We start from the raw sequence: 15,808 nt of genomic DNA, 5'->3' as shown, positions 1-15,808 counted from the left end.
CATGACCTTCTTTCCTCGTACAGGCCATCCACTTGGGTGGAGCGACTTCGTGTCGCACTGGCGGTTCTCCTATCGGTGCGTCACCGATCCCAGCATGCCGAACGGGACCGGCGGCGGTCCACCGGTCCCGTTCACCCGAAAGAAGAAACGCCTGGTCAGGCGATACGTTCCAGCACCACCGGGGCGGCGGTGAACTCCGTGCCGGGAGCCGCGATGTCGTAGGAGCCCTCCAGGGACTGCAGGGCGTACTCGAAGCGTTCCGGGGTGTCCGTGTGGAGGGTGAGGAGGGGCTCGCCGGCCTTCACCGTGTCGCCGGGCTTGGCGTGGAGCTCGACGCCCGCGCCCGCCTGGACCGGGTCCTCCTTGCGGGCGCGGCCCGCGCCGAGGCGCCAGGCGGCGACGCCGACGTCGTAGGCGTCGAGGCGGGTCAGGACGCCCGAGGACGGGGCCGTCACCACGTGCTGCTCGCGGGAGGTGGGCAGCGGGGCGTCCGGATCGCCGCCCTGGGCCGCGATCATGCGGCGCCACACGTCCATCGCCGAGCCGTCGGCCAGGGCCTTGGCCGGGTCGGCGTCCTTCAGGCCCGCCGCGTCGAGCATCTCCCGCGCGAGGGCCAGGGTCAGTTCGACGACGTCCGCCGGGCCGCCGCCGGCCAGGACCTCCACCGACTCGCGGACCTCCAGCGCGTTGCCGGCCGTCAGGCCGAGCGGCGTCGACATGTCGGTCAGCAGGGCGACCGTGCGTACGCCGTGGTCCGTGCCGAGGCCCACCATCGTGGACGCCAGCTCGCGCGCGTCCCCGATGGTCTTCATGAAGGCGCCGGAACCCACCTTCACGTCCAGCACCAGCGAGCCCGTGCCCTCGGCGATCTTCTTCGACATGATCGAGGAGGCGATCAGCGGGATGGCCTCCACCGTGCCGGTCACGTCCCGCAGCGCGTACAGCTTCTTGTCCGCGGGCGCGAGGCCGTCGCCGGCCGCGCAGATCACGGCGCCGGTGCCGTCCAGCACCGACAGCATCTCCTCGTTGGACAGCAGTGCCCGCCAGCCCGGGATCGACTCCAGCTTGTCCAAGGTGCCGCCGGTGTGGCCGAGGCCGCGTCCCGACAGCTGCGGCACAGCCGCCCCGCAGGCCGCCACCAGGGGCGCGAGCGGCAGGGTGATCTTGTCGCCGACGCCGCCCGTGGAGTGCTTGTCGGCCGTCGGGCGGGACAGCGAGGAGAAGTCCATGCGCTCGCCGGAGGCGATCATCGCGGCGGTCCAGCGGGCGATCTCCCGCCGGTTCATGCCGTTGAGCAGGATGGCCATCGCGAGCGCTGACATCTGCTCGTCGGCGACCTCCCCGCGGGTGTACGCGTCGATGACCCAGTCGATCTGCTCGTCGCTGAGCTCGCCGCGGTCCCGCTTGGTGCGGATGACGGAGATGGCGTCCATGGCCATGGAGTGGGTTCCTTCCGGGGTGCGAAGGGTGGCGGTACGTGCGTGCGAAGGGCCGCGGCCCCCCTGGTTCCTCAGGAGGGCCGCGCGGTGATCACTTGGTGAGGTGTCCGGGACCGAAGGCCTGCGGCAGCATCGCGGACAGCGGCAGGATCCCCTCCGGGGTCTCCAGCAGCAGGCCGGGACCGCCGAACTCGTACAGCAGCTGGCGGCAGCGGCCGCACGGCACGAGGATCTCGCCGGCCCCGTCCACGCAGGTGAAGTGAGTCAGCCGCCCGCCGCCGCTGTTCTGGAGCTGAGAGACCAGACCGCACTCCGCGCACAGGCCGAGGCCGTAGGAGGCGTTCTCGACGTTGCAGCCGGTGACGGTCCGCCCGTCGTCGACCAGGGCGGCCACGCCGACCGGGTAGCCCGAGTAGGGGGCGTAGGCACGGCACATCGCCGCGCGCGCCTCCTCGCGCAGGGCCGCCCAGTCGACGCCCTCCGTCCCCGCGGCCGGGGTGTCGCCCGAGGTCACTTGCCCTGTCCCTTCCGGTACGGCAGACCGTCCGCCTTCGGCATCCGCAGGTGCTGCGCCGACAGCGACAGCACCAGCAGGGTGACGATGTACGGGGTCGCCGTCACGATCTGCTTCGGCACGTCGTCGGTGGTCACGTACCAGACGAACATCAGCGCCGACACCGCGGCGGTGATCACCGCGGGGACGTAGCGCTTCTTCCACGCCAGGTACGCCACCCCGAACACCAGCAGGATCGCCAGCAGCAGGATCAGCGCGTGGACGTTGGTGGTGCCGCCGCGCAGGTTCAGGCTGTCGGTGTAACCGAACAGGCCCGCGCCGAGGGCGAGGCCGCCCGGCATCCAGTTGCCGAAGATCATCGCGGCGAGACCGATGTAGCCGCGGCCGGCGGTCTGGCCGTCGAGGTACACGTTGGACGCCACGATGGACAGGAACGCGCCGCCGAGGCCGGCGAAGCCGCCGGAGATGATCACGGCGAGGTACTTGTACTTGTAGACGTTGACGCCGAGGGACTCGGCGGCCACCGGGTTCTCGCCGCAGGAGCGCAGCCGCAGCCCGAAGGCGGTCCGCCACAGCACCCACCAGGTGACCGGGACGAGGGCGACCGCGATGACGGTCAGCGGCGACAGGTCGGTGATCAGGCCGCCGACCAGGCCGGCGACGTCGGAGACCAGGAACCAGTGCTTGCCGTTGAGCGTGTCCAGCCAGTGCGACAGGCCCGGGACCGAGAAGGTGCCCAGCGAGTCGATCGGCGGGGACTGCTTGGAGGAGCCCTGGGGGGCGTTCTCGAAGGTGAACTTCGACAGGTAGCGGGTGGTGCCGAGGGCCAGGATGTTGATCGCCACACCGGAGACGATGTGGTTGACGTTGAAGGTCACCGTGGCGATGGCGTGCAGGATCGCACCCAGCGCACCGCCGATGACGCCGAAGGCGACACCGGTCCACGGGCCCCACTGGTAGCCGGCCCAGGCGCCGAACCAGGTGCCGAGGATCATCATGCCCTCGAGGCCGATGTTGACGACGCCCGCGCGCTCGGCCCACAGGCCGCCGAGGCCGGCGAGGCCGATCGGGACGGCGAGCCGCAGCGCGGTCGACATCTGTCCGGTGGAGGTGATGCCGTCGGCGCCGGTGATCAGGCGGACGGCGGAGGTCAGCACCAGCACGCCCGCGATGACCAGCAGGAGTACCGGGAGGGAGAGCCGGCGGCCGCCCCGGGCGGGCTGCTTGGCCTGCGGCTTGGCGATGGTCGCGGTGCTCATCGGGCCGCCACCTCCTTCTTCTCGGAGTTGTTCTGGGCGGCGGCCGCGGCGAGTTCGGCGCCCACCCGCTTCTGCTGGCGGCGCAGGCCCCACTGCCGGACGGCCTCGTAGGAGATGACGACCGCGAAGACGATCAGGCCCTGCATGATCGTGGCGATCTCCTTCTCGTACGCCACCGGGGTGGCGTAGTCGAGGGCGGGAGAGGCCTTGTCGAGGAAGGCGATCAGGAGCGCGGCGAAGGCGATGCCGACCGGGTTGTTGCGGCCGAGCAGGGCGATGGTGATGCCGGTGAAGCCGAGGCCGGTCGGGAAGCTCAGGCTGTAGGTGTGGGAGTCGCCGAGCAGCAGCGGCAGGCCGGACAGGCCCGCCACCGCGCCGGAGATCAGCATGGCGGTGAGCACCATCTTCTTGGCGTCGACACCGGAGGCCGCGGCGGCGGTCTCCGACTCGCCGGTGGCGCGCAGGTCGAAACCGAAGCGGGTGCGGTTGAGGACGACCCAGTACAGGACGCCCATGGCGATGGCCAGGAACACCAGGCCGTAGATCTCGCCGACGTCCGAGCCGAGGTTGATGCCCGGGAACCAGCCGGACTTCCTCATGACACCGGTCGTCATGTTGTTGCCGACCTGCACGCCCCACACGTTGGAGAGGGTCAGGTAGCCGATGAGGCTGGTGGCGATGGCGTTGAGCATGATCGTGGCGACGACCTCGCTCACGCCGCGCGTGACCTTCAGCACGCCCGCGACGCCGGCCCAGAAGGCGCCGGTGAGCATGCCGACGATCAGCAGCAGCGGTATCTGGAGGAAGGACGGCAGGGCGATGTTCGCGCCGACCACGGCGGTGACCATCGCGGCGAGCCGGTACTGGCCGTCGACGCCGATGTTGAACAGGTTCATCCGGAAGCCGATGGCCACCGCGAGCGCCGCCAGGTAGTACATCGACGCCTGGTTGATGATCAGTACCTGGACGTCGGAGTACGCCGCCTGCTGGAGCATCAGCGTGTACGGCTCGATCGGGCTCTTGCCCGAGGCGATCAGCACGACCGAGGTCAGCAGGATCGCCGCGACGAGCGCGATGACCGGGCCGGCCACCGCGAGGAGCACGCGCTCCTTGTCGAACTTCTTCATCGGGCCTCGTCCTCCGGACCGGCGTCGTCGTCGGTGGTGGTCTCTGTGTCTTCCAGGTGGCCGGACGCGGCACCCGTCATGGCCGAGCCCAGCGCCTCCGGGGTGATGGCGGCCGGGTCGGCGTCGGCGACCAGGCGGCCGTTGTAGATCACGCGCAGCGTGTCGGACAGGCCGATCAGCTCGTCGAGGTCCGCGGAGATCAGCAGCACGGCCAGGCCCTCGCGACGGGCGTCGCGGATGTGGTCCCAGATCGCGGCCTGCGCGCCGACGTCCACACCGCGGGTGGGGTGAGCGGCGATCAGGAACTTCGGGCTGTGGCTCATCTCCCGGCCGACGATCAGCTTCTGCTGGTTGCCGCCGGACAGGGAGGCGGCGGTGACGTCGATGCCGGGGGTGCGGACGTCGTAGTCCTCGACGATCCGGCGGGTGTCGTTCTGGGCGCCCTTGATGTCGAGCCAGAAGCCCTTGGCGTTGGGGCGCTCGGTGACGTGCCCGAGGATGCGGTTCTCCCACAGCGGGGCCTCGAGGAGCAGGCCGTGGCGGTGGCGGTCCTCGGGGATGTAGCCGACGCCGGCCTCGCGGCGGCGGCGGGTGGCCCAGGCGGTGACGTCCTCGCCGAGCAGGGTGATCGTGCCGGAGTCGGCCGGCTTCAGGCCGATGATCGCCTCGATCAGCTCGGTCTGGCCGTTGCCCTCGACGCCCGCGATGCCGAGGACCTCGCCGGCGTGGATGGTGAAGGAGATGTCGTCCAGGACGGCGCGGCCGCCCTCGGCCTCAAGCCGCAGCTTGTCGACGGTGAGGACCGGGCGGTCGGTGACCGTGGACTCGGCGGTCTCCGGCGTGGGCAGCTCGCTGCCGACCATCATCTCGGCGAGCTGGCGGGAGGTGGTCTCGGCGGGGACGGCCGTGCCCACGGTGGTGCCGCGCCGGATGACGGTGATGTCGTCGGCGACGGAGAGCACCTCGCCGAGCTTGTGGGAGATGAAGATGACCGACAGGCCCTCGGACTTCAGCTCGCGCAGGTTGTGGAAGAGGGCGTCGACCTCCTGCGGGACGAGCACGGCGGTCGGCTCGTCGAGGATGAGGATGCGGGCGCCGCGGTAGAGGACCTTGAGGATCTCCACGCGCTGGCGGTCGGCGACGCCGAGGTTCTCCACCAGGGCGTCGGGGCGGACGCCGAGGCCGTAGCGGTCGGAGATCTCCTTGATCTTCCGGCGGGCGCCGGCGCCGATGCCGTAGAGCTTCTCGCTGCCGAGGACGACGTTCTCGAGCACGGTCAGGTTGTCGGCCAGCATGAAGTGCTGGTGGACCATGCCGATGCCGCGGGCGATGGCGTCGGCGGGGCTGCCGAAGGAGACCTGCTCGCCGTCGACCGCGATGGTGCCCTCGTCCGGCTTCTGCATGCCGTAGAGGATCTTCATCAGGGTCGACTTGCCGGCGCCGTTCTCGCCGACGAGGGCGTGCACGGTGCCCTTGCGGACCGACAGGTGGATGTCGTGGTTGGCCACGACTCCCGGGAATCGCTTGGTGATGCCCGTGAGCTCTACCGCGACTGTCGACTGAGCGGTGAGCGGAGGGCTGCTGGACGCGTCGATGGCGCACTCTCCTCAGGAAAGGGGCCGCTCTACGCGCGTAGCGCCCCTGCTTTAAATAGTGCCCGGACCTGATCGATCTTGAGTTGCTTCCGATCCGTTCCGAGCATTCTGCCGCGCGAACGGGGCGCGAGTTCCGGCATGTCCCTCGCACCCCGTTCCGTGGCCGCAACGCTGCCATCGCAGCGCCTCTTTGACCATGCCCCGGACGGCCTCACGGCCGGCCGAATGGCCCAGGACCGTCAGGTCAGGAGGTCTTGACCTTGATGGTGCCGTTCTTGATGCCTTCCTCGGCCTTCTTCAGCGCGGCCTGGAGGTCGGCGTTGTTCTTGAAGACGGGGTTGGAGTCGGCGAGGCTCACACCGCCGTTGGACAGCGAGCCACGGACCTCGCCCGACAGCGGCTTCTTGTCCTTGATGACCGACTGGGCAAGGTCGTACACCGCGCCCGAGACGTTCTTCAGAGCCGAGGTGAGGATGTAGTCCTTGTACTTCGACAGCGCACCCTGGGAGTACTGGTCGGAGTCCACGCCGATGGCCCACACCTTGTGCGCGGCGGCGGCCTTGATGACGCCCTGACCGGACAGGCCCGCCGCGTGGTAGATGACGTCCGCACCGGCGTCGATCTGGCCGTTGGTGGCGCTCTCACCCTTGTCGGGGCTGGCGAAGCCGCCCTCCTGCGGGGTCTGGGTGAGGTACTGCTTCTCGACCTTGATCTTCGGGTTGACCGACTGGGCGCCCTGGATGAAGCCCGCCTCGAACTTGTGGATCAGCGGGATGTCCACGCCGCCGATGAACCCGATGTGGTTCTTCTTCGTGGTCTTGGCGGCGGCGACACCGGCGAGGTAGGAGGACTCCTCCTCGTGGAAGACCAGGTCGGCGACGTTCTTCGCCTTGATGGTGTTGTCGTCGATGATGCCGAAGGTCACCTTCGGGAACTTGGCGGCGACCTCCTTGACCGCAGGCGCGTACACGAAGCCGACGCCGATGACGGGGTTGTAGCCCGCCTTGGCGAGCGTCTCCAGGCGCTGCACCTTGTCGGCGTCCGTCTCGCCGTCCTGCGGCTCGACGTCGCGGCCGCCGACACCGAAGTCCTTCTCGGCCTTCTGGAAGCCCGCGTACGCAGCGTCGTTGAAGGACTGGTCGCCCTTGCCGCCGATGTCGTACGCGAGGCCTATGCCCTTGGACTTGGCGCTGCCGCCGGCGGACGAGCTCGAGGTGGACGAGCTGCCACAGGCAGAAACGGAGACGGCAAGAGCTGCGGTTGCAACGCCTGCAACGGCGATACGGGACACCCGGCGCATGGAACGAGACTCCTTTGTGCAAGCGCCCAAACCAGGCGCTAGTTCCGCCGCAGCGTAACGCGCGTAGACCTGGCGGAAAACCCCTTCTGTCCGCTCCGTTACCTACCTGTGGCCACACTCACGGGCGGCCCTCACCCACAGCAGTACGCCCCTTGCGGAAGGCAAGGGGCGTACGGGCACGGGCGGGGGCCGAAGGGCCCTGGGCCCCGGACCGGCGGGGGCTGCGGGACCCTTCACGGCTCCTGACCGGGCGGGGTCACTGGGTCTTGACGGTGACCTTGCCCGAGATGATGTCCTGCTTGGCCTTGTCGACGGCGGCGACGACGTCCTTCATGGCCTGGTACTTCGGGTTGGAGTCGGCGAAGCCCACGCCGCCGGACTTCAGGTCTCCGCGCACCTCGCCGCTCAGCGGCTTGCCCTCGACGACGGACTTGGTGAGGTCGTACACCGCGCCGCCGACGTTCTTCAGCGCCGAGCCGAGGATGTAGTCCTTGTACTTGGCCAGCGAGGACTGCTTGTACTGGTCGGAGTCGACGCCGATCGCCCACACCTTGTGCTCGGCCGCGGACTGGATGACGCCCTGGCCGGACAGGCCGGCCGCGTGGTAGATGACGTCCGCGCCGGCCTCGATCTGGCCGTTGGCCGCGTCCTTGCCCTTGTCGGGGCTGGAGAAGCCGCCCTCCTGCGGGGTCTGGGTGAGGTACTGCGACTCGATCTTGACCTTCGGGTTCACGGACCGGGCGCCCTGGTCGAAGCCCGCCTCGAACTTGTGGATCAGCGGGATGTCCACGCCGCCGATGAAGCCGATGTGGTTCTTCTTGGTGGCCTTGGCCGCCGCGACGCCCGCGAGGTACGAGGACTGCTCCTCGTGGAAGACCAGGTCGGCCACGTTGGGCGCCTTGACGGTGGCGTCGTCGATGATGCCGAAGGTGATCTTCGGGAACTTGGCGGCGACCTCCTTGACCGCCGGCCCGTACACGAAGCCCACGCCGATGATCGGGTTGTAGCCGGCCTTGGCGAGCTGTTCCAGGCGCTGCACCTTGTCGGCGCTGGACTCGTTGTCGTTCGGCTCGACGTCACGGCCGCCGATCTTGAACTCCTGCTCGGCCTTCTGGAAGCCGGCGAAGGCGGCGTCGTTGAAGGACTGGTCGCCCTTGCCGCCGATGTCGTACGCCAGGCCGATGCCCTTGCCCGAGTACTTGCCGGACTCCGAGGAGGAGCCGGACGACTCGTTGCTGGACTTGCCGCAGCCGGCGGCCGCGAGCGCGATGACCGCGACGGTCACCGCGGCCTGGGAGAACCTGGTCCTCCGGGAATTCAGACGCACAGCAAGCACCCCTTCTTGCCCACGGCACCGTCGCCGGCCCGCTTCCCCACGCCGCCTCTGGTGGCGATTCCGGCGCACAGTAACGCGCGTAGAAGGCAAGGGGAACGGGATTTCTCCGCGCCGTTATCGAAACGTGCCGACATCAGGTTACGGCCAGGTGGCGGCGATTACGGTCGGGTGACTCGGGGCGGCACAAGGGGACGAAGGGTCACCGATCAGAACGCCGGGTCGCCGGGTCGCCGGGTCGCCGACCTGACGGTCCCGGCAGCGGACCCTCCGCTCGGCAGCCGACCCCTCGGGGCACTCACGCCGGTCCGCCTGGGCGGGGAGTTCCCGCCGCTGTCGGTGCCGTCGGGGGTCCGCCGGTCCTGCCTCGGCCGGGGTCGCCCCTCGGGGTCGGGGGTTCAGCCTGGCCGGGGCGACCCCTCGGGGTCGGGGGTCCGCCGGTCCGCCTCGCCGGGTGGCCCCTCGTCGGCCTGCCGGCCCGCCCGTCCCAACCGGGCATCCCTCCAGGCGCCCCTCGGTCGGGGAGGTCGGCGAGCGCCCTGCTGGGCCCGCCGATCCAAGCAGGGCGCTCCCGCCCGCCCGCCGGCCCCAGCAGGGCGCTCGCGCCTAGGTCCGCCCAGGCGGGGAGTCCCCCGCCGCCGCCGGTCCCGTCGAGGGTCCGCCGACCCGCCTCGGCCGGGGACGTCAGCTCTCGGCTGCTACGGCCGCGGCCTCCGCCGTTCGAGCCCCCTCGCCGCCGCCGGTCGCAACAAGGCGCCCCTTGCCGGCCCGCCGGTCCCGCCGGGGAGCCCCTCGGCGGCCCGCCCGGGCCCAGCAGGGCGCTCGCGCCGAGGTCCGCCTCGGGACCGCCGGTCCCGTCAGGGCGGCCCCTGCCAGGCGGAGCGGATCAGCGGGCCCGGCGGATCCGATCAGCGGGCCCCGCCGAGCGGGTCAGTGGGTCGGGTGCAGGAGGGCTGCTGCTGTGAAGAGTTCGACGCCGACCCTGATCGCGGACTCGTCCGCGTCGAAGTCGCCCTGGTGCAGGTCGCGGACGGTGCGCTCGCCCGGGGTGCGCACGCCGAGGCGGGCCATCGCGCCGGGGACGTGCTCCAGGTACCAGGAGAAGTCCTCGCCGCCCAGGCTCTGCTCGGTGCCCTCCACGGACGCCTCGCCGCGCCGGGAGACCATGGCCGCGCGCAGCAGTTCGGTCACCACGGGCTCGTTCACGACCGGGGGCACCCCGCGGACGTAGTTGATCTCCGACTTGGCCTTGTGCAGGTTGGCCACCTCGTCGATCGCGGCGACCACGATGTCGGGCGCGTGCCGCCAGGCGTGGATGTCCAGGCAGCGCACGGTGCCGGCGAGTTCGGCGTGCTGCGGGATGACGTTCGGGGCGTGGCCGGACTCGATGCGGCCCCAGGTCACGGCGAGCCCGGCGCGGGTGTCGACGCGCCGACCGACGAGCGCGGGCACGTCGGTTACCACCCGGGCGGCGGCGGTGACGAGGTCGGTGGTCAGGTGGGGGCGGGCGGTGTGGCCGCCGGGGCCGTCGAGCAGGACCTCCAGGCGGTCGCAGGCGGAGGTGATGGGGCCCTGGCGCAGCCCGATACGGCCGGCGTCGACGCGAGGGTCGCAGTGCACGGCGATGATGCGGCCCACCCCTTCCAGCACGCCGCTCTTGATGGCCTCGGCGGCGCCGCCGGGCAGCACCTCCTCGGCGGGCTGGAAGACCAGCCGCACGGGCCGGGGCAGCAGGCCCCGCCGGTGCAGCTCGGCGAGGACGAGACCGGCACCGAGCACGACGGTGGTGTGCACGTCGTGGCCGCAGGCGTGGGCGCGGTCGGGGACGGTGGAGCGGTACGGGCTCTCGCTCTTGGTGTCCGGGATGGGCAACGCGTCGATGTCGGCGCGCAGGGCGAGGATGCCCTGGTCCGTCCCGGAGGCGGCGGCGCCCGTGCCGGTGCCCGAGTCCGCACCGATGTCGCAGACGAGGCCGGTCCCGGAGGGAAGCACGCGCGGCGTGAGCCCGGCCTTCTCCAGCCGGGCCTTGATGGCGGCGGTGGTGCGGAACTCCTGGTTGCCGAGCTCCGGGTGCATGTGCAGGTCGCGGCGGAACGCGACGAGCTCGGTGAACAGCGCCTCCGGCAGGGTGCCGGGCAGGGCGGCTTCCGCGGGGGTGTCGGCCTCGGACTCTGGGGACATCAGTTGCTTCACCCTCTGAAGGGTAGGACGCCGAGGCCGCCAACTGACCCTCGATCAACAAAAGTTCAACCCGTTAGGGGAAGAAAAGCCGGCAGTCCGACGCATAGGTATCGGCCAAGACGGGTAAACTCGCCCGCTTCGCGGGTCGAGCGGACCATGGAATCCCCGGGGAGTGACTCAGGCCACGTCCCCGTCCACCCGTCCCACTTGTTCTTTTCTCCACGCATACCACGCCTTGCCCCGGTCACGCCCGAGATGCTCACCTGTCGGACGCACCGGGAGTCGCCGGCGGGGCGCACGGAACGGCGTACTCGCCCCCGCTCGAGAGGCGGTCGACGCCGTGGGCCGAGTCCGTCACGCCGGACAGGAAGCCGCCGGCCCGGGGGGAGGCGTGGGAGGTGAGCCATTCGGGGTCGATGTCGCAGACGGCGACGCGGACGCCGGTGCCCTCCAGGGCCGGGGGCAGGGTGTGCACGACGGTGGAGGGGAAGCTGAGGACCGTACGGCCGATCGGGCCGCGCCGGGCGATCAGCTCGAGCGGCAGGTCGGGCCGTACCACCTCCAGGCCGGTCTCGGCCGCCAGCCGGTGCAGCTTGTCGGCGCTCTCGCGGCGGTGCGCGAAGTAGCGTTTCGCGCCGTGCGCCCCGGCCAGGGTGCGCACGGCGTCCAGATAGCGGTCGCCGTCGACCACGCCGGTCTCGACGAGCGAGGTGCCGACCAGGTCGGCGCCGGCCAGGACCCGCGGCGGGCCGAAGCGGGCCCGGGTCCAGGCGAAGCCGTTGACCGTGAGGGTCACGCCGTCGGGTATCTCGGTGACCGGCATGGCGGAGAACACCTCCACCCGGCGGTCGCCGGAGGCGGCGAGACGGCGGCGGGCCGCGGCGGACACCGGGGCGAAGAGCAGGTCGCGCGGGCCCGGCCGGCCGCCCTTGCGGTGCCAGCGCACCAGCCGCTCGCCGCGGGCCAGCTGGCCGGCGAACTCCATCGTCGCCGTGCCGTCGTCCACCACCACGAGCTCGCGCGCCCGGGTGATCGTCAGCAGCAGCTGGACGTACCGGGAGAACGGGTCCCCCATCACCACCCGCCCGGCCCGCCGCAGCAGCGGCGCCAGCCCCCCGATGGTCCGGAAGGGCGCCGACGCCCCGCCCCGGGCCTCCTCCCACCGCACCTCGTGCCCTTCGTCCCGCGCCAGCTCGGCCATCCGCCGCAGCTGTCCCCGGCTCATGGGATCGGTCGGCGACAGGACGACGAGGGTGAGCTCCACGGAGGGATCCGCGGTGGGCTCGGCGGGGGCGGGCGGGCCGGCCGTCCGCCTCTTCTGGGTCGGGACGAGCCCCGCGCCGCCGGAACCCCGGGCGTGCGCTTGGGCGTGGGCCCACTCCAGTACGTTCAGCAGCTGTACCGGGCTCTCTACGAAGGCGAGGGTGCGGGGGCCGGGGCGGGGGCTCATCGGGGGCTCGGGCTCAGACCGCGACCGGCTCGCCCGCCGCCGCGGCGATCTCCGCCTCGGCGACGACACCGGTGACGCGGCGCAGCTTCTTCATCGGGCCGAGCTCGGAGTCGTAGACCTTCTTCACGCCGTCGCCCAGCGAGGCCTCGATGGTGCGGATGTCGCGGACGAGGCGGGCCAGGCCCTGCGGCTCGACGGACGCGGCCTGGTCGGAGCCCCACATCGCGCGGTCGAGGGTGATGTGGCGCTCGACGAAGGCGGCGCCGAGGGCGACCGCGGCCAGCGTGGTCTGCAGGCCGGTCTCGTGGCCGGAGTAGCCGATCGGGACGTTCGGGTACTCCTTCTCCAGCGTGTTGATCACGCGCAGGTTGAGCTCCTCGGCCTTCGCCGGGTACGTCGAAGTGGCGTGGCAGAGCAGGATGTTGTCGCTGCCCAGGACCTCCACCGCGTGGCGGATCTGCTTGGGGGTGGACATGCCGGTGGACAGGATGACCGTGCGGCCGGTGCCGCGCAGGGCGCGCAGCAGCTCGTCGTCGGTCAGGGAGGCGGAGGCCACCTTGTGGGCGGGCACGTCGAACTTCTCCAGGAAGGCGACGGCCTCGGTGTCCCACGGGGAGGCGAACCAGTCGATGCCCCGCTTGCGGCAGTACTCGTCGATGGCGCGGTACTCGTCCTCGCCGAACTCGACCCGGTGCCGGTAGTCGATGTAGGTCATCCGGCCCCAGGGGGTGTCCCGCTCGATGTCCCACTGGTCGCGCGGCGTGCAGATCTCGGGCGTGCGCTTCTGGAACTTGACGGCGTCGCAGCCGGCCTCGGCGGCCACGTCGATGAGCTTGAAGGCGTTCTCGAGGTCGCCGTTGTGGTTGATGCCGATCTCGCCGGTGATGTAGACGGGGCGGCCGGGTCCGGCCTCGCGCGAACCGAGGGTGCGGATGCGGGAGTTGGTGCTCATGAGGGTGCGTCCTTACTTGGTGAGGGGGTCGGGGGAGTCGAGCGAGGGTCCGAGGATCCAGCCGGCGATCTCCCGGATCGCGCCGTCGCCGCCGGGGAGGGTGGTGACCGCGCGTGCGGCGCCGCGTACGACGTCGTGGGCGCTCGCGACCGCCACGGGCCAGCCGACGAGGGCCAGGCAGGGCAGGTCGTTGACGTCGTTGCCGACGTAGAGCACGCGCTCGGGCGCGATGCCCTGTTCCTCGCACCACTGCTTGAGGGCGAGGTCCTTGCGGTCGACGCCGTGCAGCACGGGGAGCCTGAGCTTCCGGGCGCGGGCGGCGACGACCGGGTTCTGTTCCGTGGACAGGATCAGCATCTTCAGTCCGAGGCCGCTGTCGCGCAGGGCCGCGATGCCGAGTCCGTCCCCGCGGTGCACGGAGACGAACTCCCGTCCGTCGGCGTCGATCAGCACCCGGTCGTCGGTCTGGGTGCCGTCGAAGTCGAGGACCACCGCGTCGATGTCGGCGGCGGTGGGCAGGGCGCCGGGGCGGCCGGTGTCGAACAGGGGGGCCAGGGCCCGGGCGCGCGCCAGGTCGTGCGGGTCGTCGATCTCCAGGACGCGCGCGGGGTCGGTGCGCACCAGTTCCGTACGGCCGAAGAAGCGGTGTCGGTGCTCGCGGAAGCCGGTCGCGTCCATCGCGTAGGCGGCGCCGGTCTCCAGGAAGTCCTGGGGGCGGTCCTGGCGGCGCGGGCGGAAGGACTTGTCGTGGTTGACGCCCTCCCCGCCCCCGGACCGCGGGCCGGTGCCCTCACCGGTCTCGCGCCATACGAATCCGTGGAAGGGCGCGACCGTCAGGGCGGTGTCCGCGCGGCGCTCCGACACGGCGGACGCCACGGCGTCGACGTCCTCACGGACCAGGAACGGGCTGGTGCACTGCACGAGGAGCACCACGTCGACCGCCGCGCCGTGCAGGGCCTCGTGGGCGTTCATCGCGTGCAGGACCGCGGCCTCGGAGGTCGCGGTGTCCCCGGCGATGGCGGCGGGCCGCAGCACGACGTCCGCGCCGGCCTCGCGGGCCGCGGTGGCGATGGCCGGGTCGTCGGTGGACACCACGACGTCGGTCACCAGCCGGGCCGCGCGGCACTCGCGCACCGCCCGCGCGACCAGCGGTACGCCGCCGACGGGGGCGAGGTTCTTGGCGGGCACTCCCTTGGAGCCGCCCCGCGCGGGGACGACGGCGAGGACGCGGCGGACCCCGGCCGGTGTGTCGGGCATGGGTTCTTCTCCTTGAAGGGTCACAGCTCCCCCATCCGCCGGATCACGGGCGCGACGCGCTGCACTCCGTGGCGGTAGGCGCCGAGGGCGGCTCGGCGCACGGCCCGGCGTACGGGTCCGGGCGCCTTGTCGGCGGCGGGCGCGCCCGGCAGCGGGCCGCCGTCCGGGGCGAGGTGGTGGCGGGCGAGGACGCCGGGCAGGTAGCCGGGCGCGGTGACGGGCGTGTAGTAGGGCCGGAGCGGCGGGAGTCCGTCGGCGGCGAGCAGGTCGCCGACGCGGCGGCGCGCCTCGTCGAAGGCGGTCTCGTACGCCGCTCCCCCGGCGGCGGCGACGCCCTGCCGGGCCACCCACCGCGCGTCGGGCTCGGGTTCGTGCCCGGCGTCGAGCTGGTCCCAGGAGGCGAGGCAGCCGGAGCCCACGAAGTGGTGGTTGCCCAGGGCCTCGCGCACCCCGAGGTCGGTGAGGACTGCGGTGGGGATGCGGCGGTGCAGCGACTCCAGGGCCGCCGTCGAACTGACCGTGACCAGCAGGTCGGTGCGGTCGAGGACCTCGCCCATGTTCCCGTACACCAGGCGGAGGTTGGCGGGCAGCTCCCTGTGCTGGGCCAGCTTCTGGTACGGCACTTCCTCGATGTGGGTGGTGTGCTCGCCGGGCCTGGAGCGCAGCTTGAGCAGCACCTCGCGGCCGGGGTGGCGGCGGGCGTGCCCGATCAGCCGGTCCAGCAGATAGGCGCGGTCGGCCCGGGTCGCCGGCACGGAGGGCTGGGCGGCGAAGACGACCGTGCGGGGGTCCTTCTTCCCGTACGGGGCCCCGCCGAGGAAGGGCAGGGCCACCTCGGTCACCGCCGAGGCGTCGGCGCCCACGCCCTCGTACAGGGCGCGGAAACGCTCCGCGTCCTGGAGGGAGTTGGCGAGCACGAGGTCGGCGCCGTGGCGCAGCAGCAGACCGTCGGCGAGCTTCTCGTAGACCACTCCGACGTAGCCGGTGACGACCACGGGGCGGCGGGCGCGGTCCCGCCAGGCGTGGGCGAGCCCGTGCAGCATCGCCTGCACGCCACCTCCGACGAGGGCGAGCACGACCACGTCGTACGGCTCCTCGTCCGTTCCCTCACCGCCGAGGGCGCGCAGGAACTCGGCGGCGGTCACCTCGCGGAGCGAGTCCGCGGGGACGCCGACCTCGGTCAGCTGGCGGGCGGTGGGGGTGGCGCGGCCCCGCAGGAGACGGCCGTCCAGGCGGATGTCCGTATTCTCCGGGAAAAGGCGTCGCGCGGTGAGCGCGCCCCATTTCCACCGGGTATCGGAATCCGCGAGCACGACCACTCGCCGGGTCTTCTTCGCACTTACTGGCACACCGAAGACCGTAGGAAGGCATTTCTAGGTTCCGCCCAACCGGAATGCAACA

At 71.6% G+C, this 15,808-nt stretch carries 12 protein-coding genes; all 12 read right to left on the bottom strand.

Features of this window, described 5'->3' with window-relative positions; genetic code table 11:
• Positions 1 to 155 precede the first annotated feature (155 nt).
• A complete protein-coding gene (locus tag IE217_RS27765) occupies positions 156 to 1,433 on the bottom strand; it encodes a thymidine phosphorylase (protein ID WP_190180701.1) in 1,278 nt (425 codons plus the stop codon).
• 97 nt (positions 1,434 to 1,530) lie between these two features.
• Positions 1,531 to 1,953, bottom strand: a complete 423-nt coding sequence (locus tag IE217_RS27760; RefSeq protein ID WP_190180690.1) for a cytidine deaminase — start codon at positions 1,951 to 1,953, stop codon at positions 1,531 to 1,533.
• Complete coding sequence (locus tag IE217_RS27755; RefSeq protein WP_190180689.1) at positions 1,950 to 3,212, bottom strand: ABC transporter permease; 1,263 nt, start codon at positions 3,210 to 3,212, stop codon at positions 1,950 to 1,952. Before IE217_RS27755 ends, IE217_RS27760 begins: the two co-directional genes overlap by 4 nt.
• A complete protein-coding gene (locus tag IE217_RS27750) occupies positions 3,209 to 4,339 on the bottom strand; it encodes an ABC transporter permease (protein ID WP_190180688.1) in 1,131 nt (376 codons plus the stop codon). Before IE217_RS27750 ends, IE217_RS27755 begins: the two co-directional genes overlap by 4 nt.
• Complete coding sequence (locus IE217_RS27745; protein WP_190180700.1) at positions 4,336 to 5,934, bottom strand: ABC transporter ATP-binding protein; 1,599 nt, start codon at positions 5,932 to 5,934, stop codon at positions 4,336 to 4,338. The genes IE217_RS27750 and IE217_RS27745 overlap by 4 nt, the downstream gene beginning before the upstream one ends.
• A gap of 244 nt (positions 5,935 to 6,178) precedes the next feature.
• Positions 6,179 to 7,234 carry a BMP family lipoprotein gene (locus tag IE217_RS27740; RefSeq protein ID WP_190180687.1) on the bottom strand — a complete coding sequence of 352 codons (1,056 nt, stop codon included), beginning with the start codon at positions 7,232 to 7,234 and terminating at the stop codon, positions 6,179 to 6,181.
• Positions 7,235 to 7,490: 256 nt separating this feature from the next.
• Positions 7,491 to 8,519: a BMP family lipoprotein gene (locus IE217_RS27735; protein WP_190180699.1), complete on the bottom strand. Its 1,029-nt coding sequence runs from the start codon at positions 8,517 to 8,519 to the stop codon at positions 7,491 to 7,493.
• Between the two features lie 978 nt (positions 8,520 to 9,497).
• The gene (locus IE217_RS27730; protein ID WP_190180686.1) at positions 9,498 to 10,748 is read right to left on the bottom strand and encodes an amidohydrolase; all 1,251 of its coding nucleotides are present in this window, start codon (positions 10,746 to 10,748) and stop codon (positions 9,498 to 9,500) included.
• Positions 10,749 to 11,007: 259 nt separating this feature from the next.
• Positions 11,008 to 12,198, bottom strand: coding sequence for a hypothetical protein (locus IE217_RS27725; RefSeq protein ID WP_190180685.1), 1,191 nt, complete (start codon positions 12,196 to 12,198; stop codon positions 11,008 to 11,010).
• Between the two features lie 13 nt (positions 12,199 to 12,211).
• Positions 12,212 to 13,150 carry an N-acetylneuraminate synthase family protein gene (locus tag IE217_RS27720; RefSeq protein WP_189703528.1) on the bottom strand — a complete coding sequence of 313 codons (939 nt, stop codon included), beginning with the start codon at positions 13,148 to 13,150 and terminating at the stop codon, positions 12,212 to 12,214.
• Between the two features lie 12 nt (positions 13,151 to 13,162).
• Complete coding sequence (locus IE217_RS27715; RefSeq protein WP_190180684.1) at positions 13,163 to 14,407, bottom strand: acylneuraminate cytidylyltransferase; 1,245 nt, start codon at positions 14,405 to 14,407, stop codon at positions 13,163 to 13,165.
• Between the two features lie 20 nt (positions 14,408 to 14,427).
• Positions 14,428 to 15,756, bottom strand: a complete 1,329-nt coding sequence (locus IE217_RS27710) for a DUF6716 putative glycosyltransferase (protein ID WP_190180683.1) — start codon at positions 15,754 to 15,756, stop codon at positions 14,428 to 14,430.
• Positions 15,757 to 15,808 lie beyond the last annotated feature (52 nt).

This window comes from Streptomyces naganishii JCM 4654 (assembly GCF_014650575.1).
Classification (GTDB): domain Bacteria; phylum Actinomycetota; class Actinomycetes; order Streptomycetales; family Streptomycetaceae; genus Streptomyces; species Streptomyces naganishii.
The sequence above is the reverse complement of the archived record's forward strand: the minus strand, read 5'-3'. Positions and strand labels throughout refer to the sequence as shown.

What these genes read in the sequence shown, in the direction of transcription:
- IE217_RS27765 (WP_190180701.1), bottom strand. Translation starts at nt 1,433, where the DNA reads ATGGACGCCATCTCCGTCATCCGCACCAAGCGGGACCGCGGCGAGCTC.
- IE217_RS27755 (WP_190180689.1), bottom strand. Translation starts at nt 3,212, where the DNA reads ATGAGCACCGCGACCATCGCCAAGCCGCAGGCCAAGCAGCCCGCCCGG.
- IE217_RS27750 (WP_190180688.1), bottom strand. Translation starts at nt 4,339, where the DNA reads ATGAAGAAGTTCGACAAGGAGCGCGTGCTCCTCGCGGTGGCCGGCCCG.
- IE217_RS27740 (WP_190180687.1), bottom strand. Translation starts at nt 7,234, where the DNA reads ATGCGCCGGGTGTCCCGTATCGCCGTTGCAGGCGTTGCAACCGCAGCT.
- IE217_RS27730 (WP_190180686.1), bottom strand. Translation starts at nt 10,748, where the DNA reads ATGTCCCCAGAGTCCGAGGCCGACACCCCCGCGGAAGCCGCCCTGCCC.
- IE217_RS27725 (WP_190180685.1), bottom strand. Translation starts at nt 12,198, where the DNA reads ATGAGCCCCCGCCCCGGCCCCCGCACCCTCGCCTTCGTAGAGAGCCCG.
- IE217_RS27720 (WP_189703528.1), bottom strand. Translation starts at nt 13,150, where the DNA reads ATGAGCACCAACTCCCGCATCCGCACCCTCGGTTCGCGCGAGGCCGGA.
- IE217_RS27715 (WP_190180684.1), bottom strand. Translation starts at nt 14,407, where the DNA reads ATGCCCGACACACCGGCCGGGGTCCGCCGCGTCCTCGCCGTCGTCCCC.